A 19,350-nucleotide genomic window follows, 5' to 3' on the forward strand; every position below is an offset into this window, starting at 1 on the left:
TAGCGCCAACCTGTTCAGGGTCTTTCAACATTATCTATCCTGTATTGACCATCAGCAGTCGCTGATCAAGCTATAACTCATTATCGCAACACCCAATCAACGTGTATATTGAACCAACGATCTGGTCGCCGACGGCGGAGTGCCTGTATGAAAATTGCTATTCTTTCACGTAACCCCAAGCTCTACTCAACCCGCAGGCTGGTCGAAGCCGCCAGGAATCGCGGGCATGAGGTCAGAGTCGTGGATGCGCTGCGCTGCTATATGAACATTGCTGCGCACAATCCACAGATCCACTATCGGGGCGAGGTGCTGGAAAACTTCGACGCGGTAATTCCGCGTATCGGGGCATCTGTGACCTTTTATGGTACGGCTGTACTGCGCCAGTTCGAGATGATGAACGTCTATCCGCTGAATGAATCCGTCGCCATTTCCCGCTCACGGGATAAACTTCGCAGCCTGCAGCTGTTGTCGCGGCGTGGTATCGGTTTGCCCGTGACCAGTTTTGCCCACTCTCCTGACGATATCGAAGACCTTCTTAGTATCGTCGGCGGAGCACCTGCTGTGATTAAGCTGCTGGAGGGGACTCAGGGTGTTGGTGTCGTGCTGGCGGAAACCAATCAGGCTGCTGAAAGTGTTATTCAGGCGTTTATGGGCCTGAAACAGCACATTCTGGTACAGGAGTTTATCAAGGAAGCCAAAGGCAGCGATATTCGTGCATTTGTGGTTGGCGGCAAGGTAGTCGCAGCGATGATGCGTCAGGCGAAGGAGGGTGAATTCCGCTCCAACCTGCATCGTGGCGGCACCGCAACACTCTGTCGCATTACCCCGGAAGAGCGTGCTACAGCACTGCGTGCTGCCAAGGTGATGGGATTGAATGTGTGTGGTGTGGACCTGCTAAGATCCAATCATGGTCCGGTGGTGATGGAAGTCAACTCATCACCAGGGCTTGAAGGAATTGAAGCGGCTTCCGGTAAAGATATTGCCGACCTGATTATTCAGTTTATCGAAAAAAACGCAAAACCTAACCGTACCCAGACTAAAGGGCAGGGATAAGCATGGCGCGGCGCAATCAACCGATTACTGTTGGATCTGTCACAATACAGCCGGGAGAGCGCTGCACCGTTGATCTGGAAGTGGGTAAACTTTATACCCATACACCTGCTGTCATGCCGGTACAAGTGATCTGTGGACGTCAGGCTGGCCCCGTGCTGTTTGTCTGTGCTGCCTTGCATGGTGACGAAATCAACGGTGTTGAGATCATTCGTCGCCTGATGCGCTTGCCTGCACTGAACCGCATGAAAGGCACTCTGATGGCGGTGCCGGTCGTTAACCTGTTTGGCTTTATTAACCAGAGCCGTTACCTGCCTGACCGGCGCGACCTGAACCGCAGCTTTCCCGGTTCTCCAACAGGTTCGCTGGCGGCCAGAACTGCACGCCTGTTTTTGAAAGAAGTTGTCAGCAAGGCGACTCATGGGATCGATCTGCATACCGGTGCAATCAACCGCTACAATCTGCCACATATTCGTGCCAACCTGGATGACCCGGAAACCCTGGCACTGGCTAAAGCCTTCTCCACCCCGGTCATCCTGAATGCACCCTTGCGACAGGGGTCCTTGCGTCAAACCGCCTTCGAGAAGAAAACCCCGATTCTGGTGTACGAAGCAGGAGAGGCGTTACGCTTTGATGAAGTCTCCATTCGCGGTGGCGTGAACGGTATTCTCAGTGTTATGCGAGCACTGGACATGTTGCCTAAATCACGCAAAGCCGGATTCAAAGAGCCGCTGGTAGCCCGTTCCAGCAACTGGGTCAGATCTCCGCAAAGCGGTATCTTTCGTGCACAGGTCAAGGAAGGGGATCGCGTTACCCGCGATCAAACGCTTCTGGGCGTGGTGGCTGATCCTTTCGGTGAAGCGGAAGAGGAAATCTGGTCGCCCATGAGCGGGATCGTGATCGGTCAACTGAAACTGCCCTTGGTGAATGAAGGTGATGCACTGATTCATATTGCCCAGTTCCACCGTACTGATCTCGTTGCAGATCGTGTGGGAACCTTTCAGGAAACGCTCGAAGCGGATAATCATCCGTTTGCGGATCTGTTGTGATCCTCTGTATCAGTTAATGAAATGATGAATCCGGGTTTACCAATTCATCATTTCATTAATTTTTTCTGCCTTAGCCATCCATTTCAAGGTCGCCTCTAAAAATCTGCCAGTCCTCCTGTTTTGAAAAAACCATTCATTTTTAATGTGTTGAGTTTCTAAATGGCTCTATTTAATCGCTATTTCGAGAAACTGGCACAGCCTTTGCTCTAACACTTCTGACAATGACGATATAACAACATAAAAAGTCAGAGGTTACGCAATGCCAGATTTGCATGTTTACCACAATCCCTTGCCCCGTCTTCGAACAGGTGTCGATGGCCTGAAAAAATATATTCGGGTTCGTAGTGAGCCGGGTGCCCGTTTTGTCGAATTCGATTTTGCGATCGAAGATCCCTCTCTTTTTGTTGAGCTGATTATGCCACCCGTCGCATTTGAAGCCTTCTGCAAAAACAATCACGTCATTCACATGACCGATGAGCAGATGGCGGAAGTTGATGCGGAATTAGAAAAGTGGCGTTACGGCGAAGATACGCTAATGAGCAAGAATCACAACCGTTCTGTTGAATAACAATAACATCAACTTTGAGTGACGCTTATGACCATTGAAATTAAAACTTCAACACTGGAGCCAGTGCGCAATACCTTTGCCAATATCGAACGTCGATTTGGTGATAAACCCGCATCACGTTATCAGGAAGCAACCTATGACCTGCAGGCAGAAACTAACTTTCATTATCGCCCACTATGGCAACCTGAATTTGAATTGAACGATAAAAACCGTACCAAAATCGTCATGGAAGATTGGTATGCGTTAAAAGATCCACGCCAATTCTATTATGGTGCTTATGTTCAACAACGCGCCAAAATGCAGGAATCGGCAGAAAGTAGTTATGGTTTTTTCGAAAAGCGTAACTTGGCAGGCTATTTAAGTGATGATGTTGAAAACTTACTTATTACTTATTTAATACCCCTAAGACATATCGAGAACACTGCTAATTTAAACAATATGTACGGCTGTGCTTTTGGTTATGGTACGGCGATAACTCAAGCCCTGTTATATAACGCCATGGATCGCTTGGGCATTGCTCAATACTTATCACGTATCGGTCTGATGCTGGATGGTAATACCGGTCAATCCTTAATCGAATCCAAGCAGCATTGGATGGAAAATCCTGCCTGGCAGGGTATGCGTGCGCTGTGCGAAGAGATGACCACTGTCGAAGACTGGTTCGAAGTGGTGCTGGCGCAGAACCTGGTCATGGATACGTTGGTGTTCAACCTTTTCTACGAACAACTGGATGGCAAGCTCGCAGCAATGGGTGGTCGTGACATCGCTATGCTGACCGAGTTTATGCAGGCTTGGAACAAGGATGTAAGTAAATGGTTCGATTCTGTGTTGAAAACGGTTGCATCAGAATCAGATGAGAATAAAGCCCTGCTGCATGCTTGGACTGAGAAATGGCAGTCGAAAGTGCTGGATGCCTTGAAGCCTGTTATTCAAGAACTGCTTGAACCAGAAGCGCTTAATTTGGCCGTTGCAGAACTTGAAAAGCGCATTAAAAAAGCCGGAATAACAGCCTAAGGGGTTTAGCAACATGTCCAAAGTATATATCGCGTTACAAGACAACGACGAGTCACGCTACATCATTGAGGCCATTGAACAAGACAACCTGGATGCCACGGTGATTCACCAACCCGCCATGATTCGCATTGAGAATGAAAACTATCTGGTTGTTAAACGTGAAACTGTCGAAGAAAAAATGGGTCGTGATTGGAATGTTCAAGAGTTACATCTCAATCTCATCACGCTGGGTGGCAATGTCGATGAAGATGATGATCAGCTCAGTTTAAGCTGGAATGTTTGATTGTTATTAAAATAAAAAGGGTCAGAAAATGTCAGCTAAAAAACTTAATTTAAAAGACAAGTACAGATTGTTAACTCGAGATCTCGATTGGGAATATTCCTATGTCGATCGTAAAAAAGCATTTCCTTATGAAGAGTTTGAAGGCATCAAAATTACCGATTGGTCTAAATGGGAAGATCCCTTCAGATTAACAATGGATGCCTACTGGAAATATCAGGCTGAAAAAGAGAAAAAACTCTACGCCATATTTGATGCCTTTGCACAAAACAATGGTCATTTAAATGTCACTGATGCGCGATATGTGAATGCCATTAAAATATTTTTAACCGGTGTCTCTCCTTTAGAGTATCAAGCCTACCAAGGTTATGCGCATGTCGGTCGTCAGTTTGGCGGTGCAGGTGCTCGTGTGGCTTGCCAGATGCAATCGATCGATGAGTTGCGTCATGTGCAAACCCAAATTCACGCCATGAGCCACTACAACAAGTACTTTGATGGCTTCCAGGATTGGACACACATGCATGATCGCGTGTGGTACTTGTCAGTGCCGAAATCCTTCTTTGACGATGCGCGCAGTGCAGGGCCATTTGAGTTCCTGATTGCCATCAGCTTCAGTTTTGAATATGTCTTAACCAACCTGCTGTTCGTTCCTTTTATGTCGGGTGCGGCGCATAACGGCGATATGGCGACCTGTACGTTCGGCTTCTCCGCTCAATCCGATGAAGCACGTCATATGACCTTGGGTTTGGAAATCATCAAGTTCCTGCTGGAACAACACGAAGATAACGTGCCGATTGTGCAGAAATGGATTGATAAATGGTTCTGGCGTGGCACGCGCTTGCTATCCATTGTTGCGATGATGATGGACTACATGTTGCCTAATAAAGTGATGTCCTGGAAAGAAGCCTGGGAAGTCTACTTTGAAGAAGCTGGTGGTGCGCTATTCAAAGACTTGGCTCGCTACGGCATCCGTATGCCGAAGTTTGTTGAAGTGACTGAAAAAGAGAAAGAGCACGTTTCTCATCAAGCTTGGTGGATTTTCTACAACTATGGCCACGCCGCTGGTTTCCACACCTGGATCCCCAGTGATGAGGAGCTGGATTGGTTGAGTGAAAAATACCCCGATACCTTCGACAAATACTATCGTCCTCGTTGGGAGCTGGCGAAGAAAATGGAAGCGGAAGGTAAGCGCTTCTACAGCCAGGCACTGCCGCAACTCTGTACTACCTGTCAGATTCCGATGGGCTTTACCGAGATGGATGATCCCACCCAAATTGCCTATCGCTCAAGCGATTACGAAGGGGAGAAATACCACTTCTGCTCTGACGGCTGTAAACACATCTTTGATGAAGAACCTGAAAAGTATGTTCAGTCCTGGTTGCCCGTGCATCAGATTTATCAAGGAAACTGTGGTGGTGCCAGCGTGGAAGAAGTACTGCGCGACTACTACAAACTGAACCTCGGCGCTGACAACTTAGACATTAAGGGTTCACCCGATGAACAGCGCTGGAAAGAGTGGAAGGGTGTCGCTTAATTCTCTTCAGCGTTCATCCCTCAAGGTTAATCCTTAAAAGTAATCCGTAGTAGAGCCACTTCGGTGGCTCCAGAGATAGGAAACGATTATGTCAGTAAGAGCCATTACGCCTGACTACAAAGTGCAGGCACGGGACAGAGTTGAAAATTTTCACGGAAATCAAATTGTGTATGTCGCGTGGGATCGTCATTTGATGTTCTGTGCGCCCTTTGCTTATGCACTGCCCCCGACCATGACCTTTGCCGAGTTGCGTGACCAAGTCATTCCTGAAGCGTTTGGACTGCATGAGGAGTTCGCAAAAATCAATTGGGAAAAAGCGACTTGGTTGCTGGATAACCAGCCTTTCACCCCCGATCTCAACCAGTCACTCCAAGCACAAGGTGTGGGCCACAAATCGGTATTGAGATTCCAAACACCTGAGCTGACAGGGTTTCAGGGCAAAGCGGTTTAAGGAGCAGGTCATGACTTACGAAGTGACAGTGGAACCTACGGGTGATGTGATCGAAGTAGAAGAGGGGCAAACCATCTTGGATGCTGCGCTCCGTCAAGGCGTTTGGTTGCCGTTTGCCTGTGGTCATGGCACTTGTGGTACCTGCAAAGTTCAAGTGGTGGAAGGGGATGCAGATTTGGGTAATGCATCACCCTTTGCCCTGATGGATGTTGAGCGTGATGAAGGTAAGGTGTTGGCCTGCTGTGCCATTCCGGAATCTGACCTAGTGATAGAAGCGGATATCGATGTTGATCCTGACTTTGAAGGCTATTCTGTTGAAGACTTTAGCGCCAAAGTAATCAATATTGATGATTTATCCCCCACTATTAAAGGGATCACGCTTGAATTGGATCATCCGATCACCTTTCAAGCGGGGCAGTATATCAATCTGGAAATACCTGATGTGGAAGGCAGTCGCGCTTTTTCCATTGCTAACTCGCCCTCTCATTCAGCGATTGTCGAACTCCATGTGCGATTAGTACCTGGCGGTGCGGCGACGACCTGGTTGCATGAAACCCTGAAAGAGGGTGATGAGCTGTCACTGTCAGGTCCTTACGGGCAGTTCTTTGTGCGTAAGTCGGATGTTAAAGATGTGATCTTTATCGCTGGGGGATCGGGTTTATCCAGCCCTCAGTCGATGATTATGGATCTCTTGGAGCAGGGAGATACACGTCAAATCTATCTGTTCCAAGGCGCACGAAACCTGTCTGAGCTCTATAACCGGGATCTGTTAACCGAGCTGGCTGAAAAACACAGTAATTTTCATTACATCCCGGCTTTAAATGCCCCTGCGGCTGAAGATCAGTGGCAAGGTTTTACGGGTTATGTTCATGAAGCCGCTATTGATCATTTTGACGGTAAATTTGCAGGCCATAAAGCCTATCTGTGCGGCCCTCCACCGATGATCGATTCTGCCATTAGTGCCTTGATGCAAGGGCGTGTCTTTGAAGCAGATATCCATATGGAGAAATTCCTGACCGCCGCAGATGGTGCTGAGTCTGAAACTCGATCAGCACTGTTTAAGCGAATTTAGGCATGAGGGTCTGATGAGATGAATGCCCAACGTCATTTTCAGATTCAGGTTACCAACCGACAGCAAGCATTTTCAGTGCCCGAAGGTGAGCTGTTGTTACACGCCATGGAGAAAGCGTGTCAACAGGCCATCCAGGTGGGGTGCCGAGGGGGTGGTTGTGGACTGTGCAAAATCAAGGTGTTGGAAGGTGCCTTTCACACCAAGCGGATGAGTAAAGCCCATATCAATGAACATGAAGCAGAGGCGGGTTTTGCTCTCGCCTGTCGAGTCTTTCCAGAGAGTGATCTGGTGATTGAATCAGACTACTTCAACGATCTATCAACACAACAAACAGCGTGACATAACAAATATAAGAGGAAACGATCATGAAAAAAGGTGTAATGCGTCCAGGACATGTTCAAATTCGTGTATTGGATCTTGAAGAAGCCCGTAAACACTATGTTGACCTACTGGGCTTGATTGAGATGGATGCCGATGACCAAGGTCGCGTGTATCTCAAAGCCTGGACGGAAGTGGATAAATACTCCGTTATTCTTAAAGAAGCTGATGAGCCAGGTATGGATTTTATGGGTTTTAAATGCCTAAACGAATCCGTTCTGGACTCTCTGGCTGAAGAAATCCGTGCCTTGGGTATCTCTGTAACCGAATTACCATCTGGTGATTTGAAAGATTGCGGCCGTCGCATGCAGTTTGTGGCGCCGACAGGTCATACCTTTGAACTTTTTGCCACCAAAGAGCAAACAGGCAAGTGGGGAATTAGCAGCGTTAATCCAGAGGCTTGGCCACGCGGCTTAAAAGGAATGCAAGCCAACCGCTTCGATCACTGCTTGCTATACGGCGATGACCTTGAAGGAAATCTGACGCTCTTCCGAGATGTACTCGGCTTTGATTTAGCTGAGCAAGTCGTTGACCCTGAGCAGAATCGCGTTGCGTTGTTTTTAACCGCATCAATGAAAGCACACGACATTGCATTTATTAAACATGCAGAAAAGAACAAGTTCCATCACGCCTCTTTTTATCTTGAAACTTGGCAGGATGTGCTCAAGGCCGCCGATCTCATTTCAATGACAGACACTTCGATTGATATTGGCCCAACCCGTCATGGCTTAACTCATGGCCAAACAATCTATTTCTTTGATCCATCCGGTAATCGTAATGAGGTTTTTGCTGGTGGTGATTATCACTACCCCGATCACGAGACGGTGACTTGGAAAGCGGAAGACCTTGGAAAAGCCATTTTCTATCACGATCGTCAACTGAATGAGCGTTTCTTAACGGCGTTGACCTGATCTTAATCGGCGCTAATGCCGTGTCATTAGCGCCTGTCTTTTAGTCTGTGTATGAGAAAGCACGATGAATGAATTTAAACATTTCATTAACGGGGCCTATGTCGCTTCCGCGAGTGGAAAAACTTTTGAAAACCGTTGTCCGGTGGATAACAGCCTGATCGGTCTGGTACATGAAGCTAGCCGTGAAGAGGTCGACCAAGCGGTAAAAGCGGCTAAAGCCGCCTTAAAAGGCCCATGGGGCAAGATGACTCAAGCCGCTAGAACCGCGATGTTGAATCGCGTAGCGGATCGAATTAATGAGCGTTTTGATGAGTTTTTAGCAGCAGAATGCCGCGATACCGGTAAGCCATACAGTATTGCTAGCCATATCGACATTCCACGCGGTGCGGCCAACTTTACTGCCTTTTCGGAAACCCTGGCCAACCATCCCACGGAAGCCTTCAAACTGGATACGCCTGATGGGTTGGGCGCATTGAATGTCGGACAGCGCACTCCTAAAGGTGTTATAGCTGTTATCAGCCCATGGAACCTGCCGTTGCTGTTGATGACCTTCAAAGTCGGCCCTGCACTCGCTTGCGGTAATACCGTGGTGGTGAAGCCTTCTGAAGAAACGCCAGCCACCACGACTCTGTTGGGCGAGGTGATGAACGAGTGCGGAGTACCACCGGGTGTCTTTAACGTCGTGCATGGCTTTGGTCCTAACTCTGCCGGTGAGTTTTTAACCACGCATCCCTTGGTCAATGCCATCACCTTTACTGGTGAAACCCGTACCGGTGAAGCAATCATGAAAGCGGCATCCGTGGGTTTGCGCAACATCTCCATGGAACTGGGTGGTAAAAACCCGGCCATCGTATTTGCTGATTGTGATCTGGAAAAAGCGGTGGAAGGCACCATGCGTTCCGCCTTTGTGAACTGTGGTCAAGTCTGCTTGGGCACCGAGCGTGTCTATATTGAGCGCCCAGTCTATGACGCTTTTCTCAAGCGCATGAAAGAGCAGGTGGCCAAGCTGAAACTCGGTCGTCCAGAAGATCCTGCCGCCAACTTTGGTCCGCTGGTCAGCTTAGAGCACCGTAATAAGGTCAAGTACTACTATGACCTAGCCGTTGAAGAAGGTGCCACCGTTGAAATCGGTGGGGGTATTCCGGATATGGGTGAAGCGTTAAACGGCGGCGCTTGGATTGAACCGACCATCTGGACAGGTCTATCCGATGATGCCCGCGTCATTCGTGAAGAGATCTTTGGCCCATGCTGCCATATCCGTCCTTTCGATACTGAAGAAGAAGCGATTCAACTTGCCAATGATACGGAATACGGTTTGGCGGCGGCTATCTGGACCGAAAACTCCTCACGCGCCATACGTGTGGCCGAACAGATTGAAGCCGGTTTGGTGTGGGTGAACTCTTGGTTCCTACGCGACCTGCGGACCGCTTTCGGTGGCGCGAAACAGTCAGGTATTGGCCGTGAAGGTGGCGTGCATGGCTTGGAGTTTTACACCGAGCTCAAAAACATCTGTATCAAGCTATAAGGATCACGACGATGGAAAAGCAACAGATTCAAGCCTGCGGTGATGAACTCTTTGAAGCGATGGTGCAGCGTAAGGCGTTGCGCCCTCTGACAGAACGTTTCAGCGATATCACCCTCGATGATGCCTACAACATTTCTCTACGTATGCTGGAGCGTCGTCTTGCGGCGGGTGAGCGCATCATCGGTAAAAAGATCGGTGTGACCTCAAAAGCGGTACAGAACATGCTCAATGTGCATCAACCCGACTTTGGTTACCTGACCGATGCCATGGCCTTTAGCCAAGGCGAAGAGATGCCGATCTCCACGCGCTTAATGCAACCGCGTGCCGAAGGTGAAATCGCCTTTATCCTCAAAAAAGACCTGTTAGGCCCCGGCATTACCAATGCCGATGTGTTGGCCGCAACTGAATGCGTGATGCCCTGTTTTGAAGTGGTCGATTCCCGCATTGAAAACTGGCAGATCAAGATTCAAGACACGGTGGCAGATAACGCCTCTTGCGGTCTGTTTGTTCTCGGTGATCGTGCCGTTGATCCACGCAAAGTCGATTTAGCTACCTGCGGTATGGTGGTGGAGAAGAACGGCTCCGTGATTAGCACCGGTGCCGGTGCGGCTGCTCTGGGCAGTCCGGTGAACTGTGTTACCTGGTTAGCCAATACCTTGGGTCACTTCGGTATTCCACTAAAAGCGGGTGAAGTGATTCTGTCCGGTTCGCTGGTGCCACTGGAACCTGTTCAGGCAGGGGACTTTATGAGCTTGAGTATCGGTGGTATCGGCAAGGCTTCTGTGCGCTTTGTTTGATCCGACACACTTGATTGACTCAGCGAACAGCATAACGACAGGAATATAAATCATGAGTAAAAAACTCAAAGCGATCATCATCGGTCCCGGCAATATCGGTACCGACTTGCTGATGAAAATGCAGCGTTCAGAATGGATTGAACCGGTGTGGATGGTTGGTATTGACCCCGAATCCGAAGGCTTAAAACGTGCGGCCGCAATGGGCATTAAAACCTGTGCCACGGGTGTGGACGGCGTCTTACCTCACGTGATCGAAGACGATATCCGTGTCGCCTTTGATGCTACCTCCGCTTATGTGCATGCAGAAAACAGCCGCAAGTTGAATGAACTGGGCGTGATTATGATCGATCTGACACCGGCGGCGATTGGTCCTTATTGTGTGCCCCCAGTGAATCTAACCGATCATGCCAAAAACCTAGAGATGAACGTCAATATGGTCACCTGTGGTGGACAAGCGACGATTCCGATGGTGGCGGCAGTCTCACGTGTCCAACCCGTTGCCTATGGCGAAATCGTCGCCACCGTCTCTTCTCGATCTGTCGGTCCTGGAACGCGTCAGAACATTGATGAGTTCACCCGTACCACCGCCAGTGCAGTAGAAAAAGTAGGCGGTGCCAAGCAGGGTAAAGCGATCATCATTATTAATCCGGCTGAACCGCCACTGATGATGCGTGACACCATCCACTGCTTGACCGAGAGCGAACCGGATCAAGCCGCAATCACCGAATCCGTGCATGCCATGGTGAAGGAGGTACAGAAATACGTACCCGGTTATCGCTTGGTCAATGGCCCGGTCTTTGATGGCAATCGCGTGTCTTGCTTTATGGAAGTAGAAGGCCTTGGTGACTTCCTGCCTAAATACGCAGGCAACCTCGACATCATGACCGCAGCAGGCCTTCGCACGGCGGAGATGTTTGCTGAAGAAGCTGCCAATGGTGTTATTACATTACCTGCCCGTGGTTGAAGCCCAGCCAAGGTTAAGGAGAAGAAAATGAATTTACAAGGTAAACAGGTCACTCTGCACGACATGAGCTTGCGTGATGGGATGCATGCTAAACGTCATCAAATCAGCATTGAACAGATGGTCGCTATTGCCAAAGGGATGGATGAAGCGGGGATGCCGCTGATTGAAGTCACTCACGGGGATGGTCTCGGCGGTGCGTCCGTGAACTACGGCTTCCCTGCCCACAGCGATGAGGAATACCTCAAGGCCGTGATCCCGCAGATGAAAAACGCCAAAATCTCTGCGTTGCTATTACCTGGTATCGGCACCGTCGATCACTTAAAAATGGCGAAAGACTGTGGCGTCAGCACTATTCGTGTCGCGACTCATTGTACCGAAGCCGATGTATCCGAACAGCATATCGGCATGGCGGCCAAAATGGGGATGGATACCGTGGGCTTTCTGATGATGGCGCACATGGTTGAGCCTGAAAAAGTTCTGGAGCAAGCCAGATTGATGGTCGGTTACGGTGCGAACTGTATCTATGCCACTGACTCCGCCGGTTACATGCTGCCGGATGATGTGACCGCCAGAATCGGCCTACTCAAAGCAGAACTGCCGTCTAACATCGAGATCGGCTTCCACGGTCACCATAACCTAGGCATGGGTATCGCCAACTCACTGGCCGCGATTGAAGCCGGTGCGACACGTATCGATGGCTCGGTTGCAGGTCTTGGCGCTGGGGCAGGGAATACGCCGTTAGAAGTCTTCTGTGCCGTACTGGATCGCATGCAGGTCAGCACTGGAATCGATCTCTACAAAATCATGGATGTGGCCGAAGATCTGGTCGTTCCGATGATGGATCAACCGATTCGCGTTGACCGTGATGCCCTGACGTTGGGCTATGCCGGTGTCTATTCCTCCTTCCTGCTGTTTGCGCAACGCGCTGAGAAGAAATACGGCATTCAAGCCCGTGACATCTTGGTAGAGCTCGGTCGTCGCGGCACCGTGGGTGGACAGGAAGATATGATCGAAGACCTTGCCCTCACCATGGCAAAACAGAAACAAGCCCAAGGAGCCAAGTAATGGGAAATCTAACACGCGCACAAATTGAAGAACTGGCCACCTACTGTGAAGAGGCGGAATTGAAAGCCTACGAAATCACCAAGGTCACCGATCAGTATCCCGAGATGACCTACGAAGATGCCTTTGATGTGCAGTGGGAAGTCAGACGTCGCAAAGAAGCTCGCGGCCATAAAGTCGTGGGCATGAAAATGGGCCTGACCTCTTGGGCGAAGATGGCGCAGATGGGTGTGGAACACCCGTGCTATGGCTACCTAGCGGATTACTTCAGTGTGCCGGAAGGCGGCGAGATCAAGATGGATGAATTGATCCATCCCAAGATCGAAGCGGAAATCGCCTTTGTTACCAAAGCGCCCTTAAAAGGCCCAGGTGTTCACATTGGTGATGTGATGCGCGCTACTGACTTTATCATTCCTGCCGTGGAAGTGATCGACTCACGCTACAAGGACTTTAAGTTCGATTTGAAGAGTGTGATTGCGGATAACTCCAGTTCGACTCGATTTATCACCGGCGGTCGTATGGCCCGTTTGGAAGATGTGGATGTGACCACCTTAGGCGTGGTGATGGAGATCAACGGCGAAGTGGTGGCTACGGGCGCGGGTGCGGCTGTACTCGGACACCCTGCAGCCTCCGTGGCGATGCTGGCAAATATGCTGGGAGAGCGAGGAGAAGAGATCCCTGCAGGTACTTTCATTATGACGGGGGGTATCACCGCCGCTGTCACGGTGAATCGAGGCGATTCGATCAATATCCGTTATCAGGATCTGGGAACGATTACGGCTAAATTTGTTTAACCTGAATGTTGTATTCCAACAATAACAGTAATAAAGGAAACATGATGAATACGTTAAAAGCCTGCGCATTAACTGCGTTACTACTATCCCCCTTAGTCTCTCAAGCCGGGCAATACGTGCCTGGCATTGAGGGGGTGAAATCAGCCGTTGTACCGCCGCCGGGTGTCTATTACCGTGGTTACGCGGTTCACTATGATGCGGATAAAGCGGATGGTTTACCACCGAATAGCAGTGTGAAGGTGGATGCTTTGGCACACCGTTTTATCTGGGTCACCGAAACCGAAGTGCTCGGTGGTCAACTGGGTTTTGAGGCGATTTTGCCCATGGTCAGAACGGATCTGGATATTGGGAATGGTATGGTGCGTGACAAACAAACCGGACTCGGTGACCTGTTCGTCGGCTCCTTGATTGGTTGGCATGGTGATCGCTGGGATGCAGTCGCTGCCGCTGGTATTTGGAGTCCCACCGGTAAAAGCAGTCGTCCCGCTGATCCTGGATTTGGCTATACCGAACTGATGCTGACGCTGGGTGGCACCTATTTCTTCAACGATGAAAAAGATCTTTCTTTCTCGGCTTTATCACGTTACGAAATCGCAGATAAGAGCAGTGTGAATGACGAGTTGGTGGTTGAATGGGGGCTAGGTAAACATCACGGACTGCTGGATCTGGGTCTTGTCGGTTACAGCCGTTGGGAGCTGGAAGGTGGTAAAGCTGAAACCCATGCCGTGGGTGTTTCAGCAGGTTATTTCTGGCCACAACTGATGATGGGAATTGATGCCGGTGTCTACCAAGAACATAGCGTCAAGCAAGGTTTTGAAGGCACTAAGTTTAGAGTCGCGCTAACCAAGGTGTTTTGATCATCTTTATTAATAGGGGATTCATCATGATGCTTAGCTAAACCTGCCAAGTAGATGGTGAATCCCTGATAGGAGAGTGTTATGCCAATTGCTCAGCTCTACATTATGGAAGGGCGTAGTGATGCTCAAAAGGAGCGCTTAATTGAATCTGTGACTGAATCCATCGCTTCATCGCTGGATGCGCCGATTGAAGCAGTGAGGGTTATTATTACCGAGATGCCAAAGCAGCATTTTGGTATAGCTGGAAAATCGGCTAAGGCACTGGGTCGCTAATCTTAAGGCTCTTCACTACGCTTTAATCGATAGGCCAAAGCAGCCCGCGTTAACCCGAGCAATCGAGCGGCAGCAGAAATGTTGCCGTCAGATTTCTGCATCGCTTTGTCGATTAAGGCTTTTTCAACCGCTTCAATACTGATCTCTTGAGACAGTACCTGTTCCGACAGTGAGTCTAATACTAGCGATTCAACAGATCTGTTTTCCAGCTGTCCAGAGCGTGTATTGATCTTTCTGACTTGAGCACTTTCCGGCTTCTCTTGCTTCCAGCGGGTATTGAACAAGCTTTGTTCGTTAATAAAGCCCTGCTCATCGGTCAGAATAATGCCGCGTTCGATGGTATTTTCGAGCTCACGAATATTACCCGGCCAATCATGCTCATGTAGCGCCGCTAATGCCCGATCCGTAAATCCAAGCGTAGCTTTTCGGTACAATTTTTCGTAGCGTTTGCGAAAGTGCTCTGCTAACAATGCAATATCATTTTGCCGCTCTCGCAAGGGAGGAATCACAACCATATAGGCATTAATCCGATAGAAAAGATCAGCTCGAAAACGACCGGCTTTCACGGCTTCTGCTAAGTCCTCATTGGTTGCGGCAACAATACGTACATCGACTTTGCGTGTTTGATCATCACCTACACGCTCGAGTTCGCCTTCTTGAATAACGCGTAACAGGGCGGCTTGTGCTCTTGGTGAAAGCTCAACTACCTCATCTAAAAAAATAGTACCGCCATTGGCACGTTCAAAACGGCCTTTACGAGATTGAGTGGCACCGGTAAATGCACCTTTTTCAACCCCAAAGAGCTCTGACTCAATCAGCTCAGGAGGGATTGCAGCACAGTTAATCGCTACAAAAGGGCCCTCTTTTCGGGTGCTCATACTATGCACGCGTCGGGCGAGTACTTCTTTTCCTGTGCCGGTTTCACCAATCAGAAGCATGGTTACTTCTGCATTGGCGCCACGATCAATCATTTCTAATGCACTGGTAAAGGGCGGTGCTTCACCGATGGCTTTGGGCAGGTCTTCAGGAAAGCCCAGACTTTGCTCTAAATCAGCAATGCGTGATTGAAGCTCATACAGCTCATCAATTAAGGGAGCTTCTCTAAAAAAGTGGCTAAACTCTTCATGATCAGGCCATTCAGTTGCCACCTTGCCAACAATATAGCAATGTTGATCACCTTGGCCGCGACACTCCACTTCACGAAATTGAATATCGAGCCCGGTAAAGTGACTAGAATAGGCACAGGCATAACCCAACAGCATCCAGCAGGCTGGCTCGTTTAATTGCCCTAGGCTCATGCGGCAAATTTCTACTTCAAAGGAGTCAATCCATTCAAATTCGGCATAGAAGTGTTTTTTCTTCGGATCATACTCCAGCACCAAGGGCACGACTTTAACCATACCACGTAAGCAATGCAGTTGAGGGCCGGTTAAAAAGGCTTCATCAGGAGTTGCGTGGGGATTTAGTTTTTTGGCTAACTCGGCATCACGCATCCCGGAATAATAGCCAAGGCGCATGAAAAAGCCTTTGCCACGCTCCATGCCCAGTGTGGTGATAATTTCTTTACGAAAACTGGATAGCGCACCTAAACCCATCAGAACAGTTCGTTGTTCAGCTAACCAGATTTTGCCTTCTTCAGGGTTAAAGTGAAGCTTATCAACTAGGTGTTTTAGGTCTGGAAATGCCAAACGTGTATCAGACATGCTCTACCTGTTTTTGTATTTATTATATGCATTTACAGGTTATATCATTTACATGTACATGTGTACAGGCGGGGCCTTCATCTTAAGAAGAATACACCCGCCTTACCTTGAACCCGGGTTGATCAGGCCACCAGAAAAATCACCAGCCGACGAGGTCCATGTGCACCCATCTGCAGTTTTTGCTCTATATCTGCACTGCGTGATGGACCTGTGATCATGTTGACGGTACGCGGAAGGCTATCCGGGTAACGTGCTCTGAGTTGGCTCCAGGCTTCTTCATAGACACCGACGATATCACTGCGCTGCAGGATGACCAGGTGATTGTCGGGCAGGAAATTCAGTGTAGTGGGGCTCTCAGGGCGGGAGTAGAGCATCAAGGTGCCGGTTTCCGCAATGCCCAGAAAGGACAGGGTCAGGCTGGCCAGGTCACCTGCCTGAGCGACTCCCTGACGCACCCGCAGTGTCTCCGGCAATTGTTTGCACAGCTCCGGTAACGGATTATCACTGGCCACCACCAGCTCATCAATACCGGTTTGTTGCAGCCAGTTGGCGACAGCCGATGGCACCTGTTGCAGGCTGGACAGTTCAATCACTTCTGCAGCAGCTTCACGCGCCATCTCAATAAACAGTGCCTGACGTTCCGCCTCGGGTAGCTGTGCACGTGCCGGAATCGCATTACGGGCTTTGGCAGCCAGACGCGCGGCAACCCGTTCACGCTCGGCGGCTGTGGGTTCAATACGCCCGAGTCCACGGCCAATACGGCCCAGTATTTCTGCTTTACTCATGATGACTGTCTCGCTTTCTGCTGTTCCTGCCACTGTTGCATAAAGGTTTTGCCACTGGGTGCGGGCATCTCCCGTCCATCTGTCCAGCCACTGGCCAGAGGCAACTTGCTGATACGGCCCTTCTTGCCTGCCAGACTGCGCAGTACCCGACTGCCGATGCGGGTCAGTTGTCGATACAGGGCAGGACGCCTTGCTACAAAGCTCCATACGCCTAAGCCCCAGCGTGCAGCGCCTGGAGTCAGGTGCTTTTCAAACTCATCACGGCGCCAGTGGCGCATCAGCTTGGGCAGTGGAATACGAACAGGGCAGACTGATTCACACTTGCCGCAGAAGGTCGATGCATTGGGGAGCAGGGCTGCCTGTTCGATACCGATCATCTGAGGTGTCAGTACCGACCCCATCGGACCGGGATAGACCCAGCCATAGCTGTGTCCACCGATGGCCCCATAGACCGGGCAGTGATTCATGCACGCCGCACAGCGAATGCAGCGCAACATCTCACGCAGCTCACTGGCGATCATGTCACTGCGGCCATTGTCGACCAGGACAACATGATAGTCTTCCGGACCATCCTGATCACCGGGACGTCGTGGACCGGTAGACAGGGTGTTGTATACGGTGAACTCCTGTCCGGTAGCGGAACGGGCCAGCAGGCGTAAAAACAGCGTCATGTCTTCCAGTGTCGGCACCACTTTCTCGATAGAGGTGACGACGATGTGTGTTTTTGGCAGTGTCTGGGTCAGGTCACCATTGCCTTCATTGGTGACAATAATACTGGAGCCGGTTTCGGCGACCAGAAAGTTGGCTCCGGTAATGCCGACATCTGCGGCGACAAACTTGGTACGCAGTTCTTCACGCGCCTCCTGCATCAGTACTGCAGGGTCCATGGACTTGGGCTTGTGGTGATGAGCGTGAAAGGTTTCCGAGACATCTTCGAGGTTCAGGTGAATAGCGGGTGCAATAATATGACTGGGGTGTTCGCCCCGCAGTTGCAGAATATATTCGCCCAGATCTGTTTCAACAGGCGTGACGCCGTTGGCTTCCAGATACTCATTCAGATTGATCTCTTCGGTCACCATGGATTTGCCTTTGGTCACCGTGCGAGCCTGTTTGTCCTGACAGATTTTCAGAATTGTCTGACGGGCTTCATCTGCGGTGCGACACCAGTGTACATGGCCACCGTTTTCCAGCACTTTGGCTTCAAAGGCCTCCAGATAGAGGTCCAGGTGTTCGATGATATGGTTTTTCAGATCTCGCGCTTCATCACGGAGCTGCTCGAATTCCGGCAATCGGGCGATAGCGGCAGCGCGTTTGTGCGGGAAGCCGGTTTTGACATTCCCCAGCGCTTTCTGCAGGCCGACATCCTGCAGTGCAATACGCGCATTATCTTTAAAGTCGGGACTGGTAATCTGCATGCTAATTTCCCTTATCCGGCTTTGATGGACGACTGGGTTTCGCCCAGTGCAGGCTGATCGGTCATGCCAGCCAGTACTTCAACAACGTGACGGACTTCAACCGCATGACCCTGGCGTTGCAGTTTGCCTGCCATGTTCAGCAGGCAGCCGAGGTCACCACCCAGTAGCGTTTTGGCACCGGCATTAACAATGTTGTCGGTCTTGTTGCTGACCATGCGGTTGGATATATCCGGGTATTTGACACAGAAAGTACCGCCAAAGCCGCAGCAGGTTTCGCTTTCTTCCATCTCTTTCAGCTCCACACCCTCAAGCTGGGCGAGCAGCTGGCGTGGCTGTTGCTTGATGCCCAGCTCACGCAGTCCGGAGCAGGAGTCATGATAGGTCACAGTACCGGAATAGGGTTGATTGGGCAGTTCTGCATGCAGTACATCAACCAGGAAGCTGGTGATCTCATACGCGCGTGCTTTCAATGATTCTGCACGTGCCTTCCAGGGGTCCTGGTCATCAAACAGCTCCGGATAATGGTGCAGCATGCTGATGCAGGAACCGGACGGTGCTACAACATAGGCATAGCCATCCAGCGCCGCAATTGTCTGGCGAGCGATATCGGCACTGGTACTGAAATCACCACTGTTAAAGGCCGGTTGACCACAGCAGGTTTGTTGTTCCGGTACTTCTACACGACAGCCTGCCTGCTCCAGCAGTTTGATGGTGGCAAAGCCAACCTCGGGGCGGTACAGATCGGCCAGACAGGTTATGAACAGGCCAATGACAGGTGGGTTATTATTAGGTTTCACACTGAGTCCTCAAAGGGCAACAACATAGATAACGGTAAACCGCCATAGATCACTACAAGATAGGCGAGAAG

General features: G+C 50.1%; 21 protein-coding genes. 17 read left to right on the forward strand and 4 right to left on the reverse strand.

The window, feature by feature from the left end; all coding sequences use genetic code 11:
- The first annotated feature begins 147 nt into the window (after window positions 1–147).
- The 17 genes from rimK to ADINL_RS06590 all read left to right on the forward strand — a co-directional run bounded on the left by rimK (window position 148) and on the right by ADINL_RS06590 (window position 14,579).
- The gene (gene rimK, locus ADINL_RS06510) at window positions 148–1,053 is read left to right on the forward strand and encodes a 30S ribosomal protein S6--L-glutamate ligase (protein WP_036545040.1); all 906 of its coding nucleotides are present in this window, start codon (window positions 148–150) and stop codon (window positions 1,051–1,053) included.
- Between the two features lie 2 nt (window positions 1,054–1,055).
- Complete coding sequence (locus ADINL_RS06515; protein ID WP_036545042.1) at window positions 1,056–2,099, forward strand: succinylglutamate desuccinylase/aspartoacylase family protein; 1,044 nt, start codon at window positions 1,056–1,058, stop codon at window positions 2,097–2,099.
- A 259-nt stretch (window positions 2,100–2,358) separates the two neighbouring features.
- Complete coding sequence (locus tag ADINL_RS06520) at window positions 2,359–2,667, forward strand: phenol hydroxylase subunit (protein ID WP_084154415.1); 309 nt, start codon at window positions 2,359–2,361, stop codon at window positions 2,665–2,667.
- A gap of 27 nt (window positions 2,668–2,694) precedes the next feature.
- Window positions 2,695–3,681 (forward strand): aromatic/alkene monooxygenase hydroxylase subunit beta, encoded by a 987-nt coding sequence (locus ADINL_RS06525; RefSeq protein ID WP_036545043.1) that lies wholly within the window; start codon window positions 2,695–2,697, stop codon window positions 3,679–3,681.
- 13 nt (window positions 3,682–3,694) lie between these two features.
- Window positions 3,695–3,964: an MmoB/DmpM family protein gene (locus ADINL_RS06530; protein WP_036545046.1), complete on the forward strand. Its 270-nt coding sequence runs from the start codon at window positions 3,695–3,697 to the stop codon at window positions 3,962–3,964.
- Between the two features lie 28 nt (window positions 3,965–3,992).
- Window positions 3,993–5,495 (forward strand): aromatic/alkene/methane monooxygenase hydroxylase/oxygenase subunit alpha, encoded by a 1,503-nt coding sequence (locus tag ADINL_RS06535; protein WP_036545048.1) that lies wholly within the window; start codon window positions 3,993–3,995, stop codon window positions 5,493–5,495.
- Between the two features lie 88 nt (window positions 5,496–5,583).
- Window positions 5,584–5,946 carry a phenol hydroxylase subunit P4 gene (locus ADINL_RS06540; RefSeq protein ID WP_036545050.1) on the forward strand — a complete coding sequence of 121 codons (363 nt, stop codon included), beginning with the start codon at window positions 5,584–5,586 and terminating at the stop codon, window positions 5,944–5,946.
- 10 nt (window positions 5,947–5,956) lie between these two features.
- Window positions 5,957–7,018 carry an NADH:ubiquinone reductase (Na(+)-transporting) subunit F gene (locus tag ADINL_RS06545; RefSeq protein ID WP_036545052.1) on the forward strand — a complete coding sequence of 354 codons (1,062 nt, stop codon included), beginning with the start codon at window positions 5,957–5,959 and terminating at the stop codon, window positions 7,016–7,018.
- Between the two features lie 18 nt (window positions 7,019–7,036).
- Entirely contained in the window at window positions 7,037–7,357 is a 321-nt protein-coding gene (locus ADINL_RS06550; RefSeq protein WP_036545054.1) for a 2Fe-2S iron-sulfur cluster binding domain-containing protein, read from the forward strand.
- A gap of 26 nt (window positions 7,358–7,383) precedes the next feature.
- Window positions 7,384–8,307, forward strand: coding sequence for a catechol 2,3-dioxygenase (locus tag ADINL_RS06555; protein ID WP_036545056.1), 924 nt, complete (start codon window positions 7,384–7,386; stop codon window positions 8,305–8,307).
- Between the two features lie 64 nt (window positions 8,308–8,371).
- On the forward strand, window positions 8,372–9,832 hold the full coding sequence (locus tag ADINL_RS06560) for a 2-hydroxymuconic semialdehyde dehydrogenase (protein ID WP_036545058.1): 1,461 nt from the start codon (window positions 8,372–8,374) through the stop codon (window positions 9,830–9,832).
- Window positions 9,833–9,843: 11 nt separating this feature from the next.
- Entirely contained in the window at window positions 9,844–10,629 is a 786-nt protein-coding gene (gene dmpE, locus ADINL_RS06565; RefSeq protein WP_036545060.1) for a 2-oxopent-4-enoate hydratase, read from the forward strand.
- Between the two features lie 52 nt (window positions 10,630–10,681).
- Entirely contained in the window at window positions 10,682–11,593 is a 912-nt protein-coding gene (locus ADINL_RS06570) for an acetaldehyde dehydrogenase (acetylating) (RefSeq protein ID WP_036545062.1), read from the forward strand.
- Window positions 11,594–11,620: 27 nt separating this feature from the next.
- Window positions 11,621–12,658: a 4-hydroxy-2-oxovalerate aldolase gene (dmpG, locus tag ADINL_RS06575; protein WP_036545064.1), complete on the forward strand. Its 1,038-nt coding sequence runs from the start codon at window positions 11,621–11,623 to the stop codon at window positions 12,656–12,658.
- On the forward strand, window positions 12,658–13,449 hold the full coding sequence (dmpH, locus tag ADINL_RS06580) for a 2-oxo-3-hexenedioate decarboxylase (RefSeq protein ID WP_036545066.1): 792 nt from the start codon (window positions 12,658–12,660) through the stop codon (window positions 13,447–13,449). The genes dmpG and dmpH overlap by 1 nt, the downstream gene beginning before the upstream one ends.
- A 44-nt stretch (window positions 13,450–13,493) precedes the next feature.
- A complete protein-coding gene (locus ADINL_RS06585; protein WP_161667736.1) occupies window positions 13,494–14,306 on the forward strand; it encodes a SphA family protein in 813 nt (270 codons plus the stop codon).
- Window positions 14,307–14,387: 81 nt separating this feature from the next.
- Window positions 14,388–14,579, forward strand: coding sequence for a 2-hydroxymuconate tautomerase (locus tag ADINL_RS06590; protein WP_036545068.1), 192 nt, complete (start codon window positions 14,388–14,390; stop codon window positions 14,577–14,579).
- A 2-nt stretch (window positions 14,580–14,581) separates the two neighbouring features.
- On the opposite strand, the gene ADINL_RS06595 is transcribed toward ADINL_RS06590, so the two are convergent.
- From ADINL_RS06595 to ADINL_RS06610, 4 genes are all read right to left on the reverse strand, one after another.
- Window positions 14,582–16,282 (reverse strand): sigma-54-dependent Fis family transcriptional regulator, encoded by a 1,701-nt coding sequence (locus tag ADINL_RS06595; protein ID WP_036545070.1) that lies wholly within the window; start codon window positions 16,280–16,282, stop codon window positions 14,582–14,584.
- A 122-nt stretch (window positions 16,283–16,404) separates the two neighbouring features.
- Window positions 16,405–17,067: a LutC/YkgG family protein gene (locus ADINL_RS06600; RefSeq protein WP_036545073.1), complete on the reverse strand. Its 663-nt coding sequence runs from the start codon at window positions 17,065–17,067 to the stop codon at window positions 16,405–16,407.
- Complete coding sequence (locus ADINL_RS06605) at window positions 17,064–18,482, reverse strand: LutB/LldF family L-lactate oxidation iron-sulfur protein (protein WP_036545075.1); 1,419 nt, start codon at window positions 18,480–18,482, stop codon at window positions 17,064–17,066. Before ADINL_RS06605 ends, ADINL_RS06600 begins: the two co-directional genes overlap by 4 nt.
- An 11-nt stretch (window positions 18,483–18,493) precedes the next feature.
- Window positions 18,494–19,279, reverse strand: a complete 786-nt coding sequence (locus tag ADINL_RS06610) for a (Fe-S)-binding protein (RefSeq protein ID WP_036545077.1) — start codon at window positions 19,277–19,279, stop codon at window positions 18,494–18,496.
- Window positions 19,280–19,350 lie beyond the last annotated feature (71 nt).

Source organism: Nitrincola lacisaponensis, assembly GCF_000691225.1.
Classification (GTDB): Bacteria; Pseudomonadota; Gammaproteobacteria; order Pseudomonadales; family Balneatricaceae; genus Nitrincola; species Nitrincola lacisaponensis.

Coding starts and splice junctions, on each gene's coding strand:
- rimK (WP_036545040.1), top strand. CDS start 148: ATGAAAATTGCTATTCTTTCACGTAACCCCAAGCTCTACTCAACCCGC.
- ADINL_RS06515 (WP_036545042.1), top strand. CDS start 1,056: ATGGCGCGGCGCAATCAACCGATTACTGTTGGATCTGTCACAATACAG.
- ADINL_RS06520 (WP_084154415.1), top strand. CDS start 2,359: ATGCCAGATTTGCATGTTTACCACAATCCCTTGCCCCGTCTTCGAACA.
- ADINL_RS06525 (WP_036545043.1), top strand. CDS start 2,695: ATGACCATTGAAATTAAAACTTCAACACTGGAGCCAGTGCGCAATACC.
- ADINL_RS06530 (WP_036545046.1), top strand. CDS start 3,695: ATGTCCAAAGTATATATCGCGTTACAAGACAACGACGAGTCACGCTAC.
- ADINL_RS06535 (WP_036545048.1), top strand. CDS start 3,993: ATGTCAGCTAAAAAACTTAATTTAAAAGACAAGTACAGATTGTTAACT.
- ADINL_RS06540 (WP_036545050.1), top strand. CDS start 5,584: ATGTCAGTAAGAGCCATTACGCCTGACTACAAAGTGCAGGCACGGGAC.
- ADINL_RS06545 (WP_036545052.1), top strand. CDS start 5,957: ATGACTTACGAAGTGACAGTGGAACCTACGGGTGATGTGATCGAAGTA.
- ADINL_RS06550 (WP_036545054.1), top strand. CDS start 7,037: ATGAATGCCCAACGTCATTTTCAGATTCAGGTTACCAACCGACAGCAA.
- ADINL_RS06555 (WP_036545056.1), top strand. CDS start 7,384: ATGAAAAAAGGTGTAATGCGTCCAGGACATGTTCAAATTCGTGTATTG.
- ADINL_RS06560 (WP_036545058.1), top strand. CDS start 8,372: ATGAATGAATTTAAACATTTCATTAACGGGGCCTATGTCGCTTCCGCG.
- dmpE (WP_036545060.1), top strand. CDS start 9,844: ATGGAAAAGCAACAGATTCAAGCCTGCGGTGATGAACTCTTTGAAGCG.
- ADINL_RS06570 (WP_036545062.1), top strand. CDS start 10,682: ATGAGTAAAAAACTCAAAGCGATCATCATCGGTCCCGGCAATATCGGT.
- dmpG (WP_036545064.1), top strand. CDS start 11,621: ATGAATTTACAAGGTAAACAGGTCACTCTGCACGACATGAGCTTGCGT.
- dmpH (WP_036545066.1), top strand. CDS start 12,658: ATGGGAAATCTAACACGCGCACAAATTGAAGAACTGGCCACCTACTGT.
- ADINL_RS06585 (WP_161667736.1), top strand. CDS start 13,494: ATGAATACGTTAAAAGCCTGCGCATTAACTGCGTTACTACTATCCCCC.
- ADINL_RS06590 (WP_036545068.1), top strand. CDS start 14,388: ATGCCAATTGCTCAGCTCTACATTATGGAAGGGCGTAGTGATGCTCAA.
- ADINL_RS06595 (WP_036545070.1), bottom strand. CDS start 16,282: ATGTCTGATACACGTTTGGCATTTCCAGACCTAAAACACCTAGTTGAT.
- ADINL_RS06600 (WP_036545073.1), bottom strand. CDS start 17,067: ATGAGTAAAGCAGAAATACTGGGCCGTATTGGCCGTGGACTCGGGCGT.
- ADINL_RS06605 (WP_036545075.1), bottom strand. CDS start 18,482: ATGCAGATTACCAGTCCCGACTTTAAAGATAATGCGCGTATTGCACTG.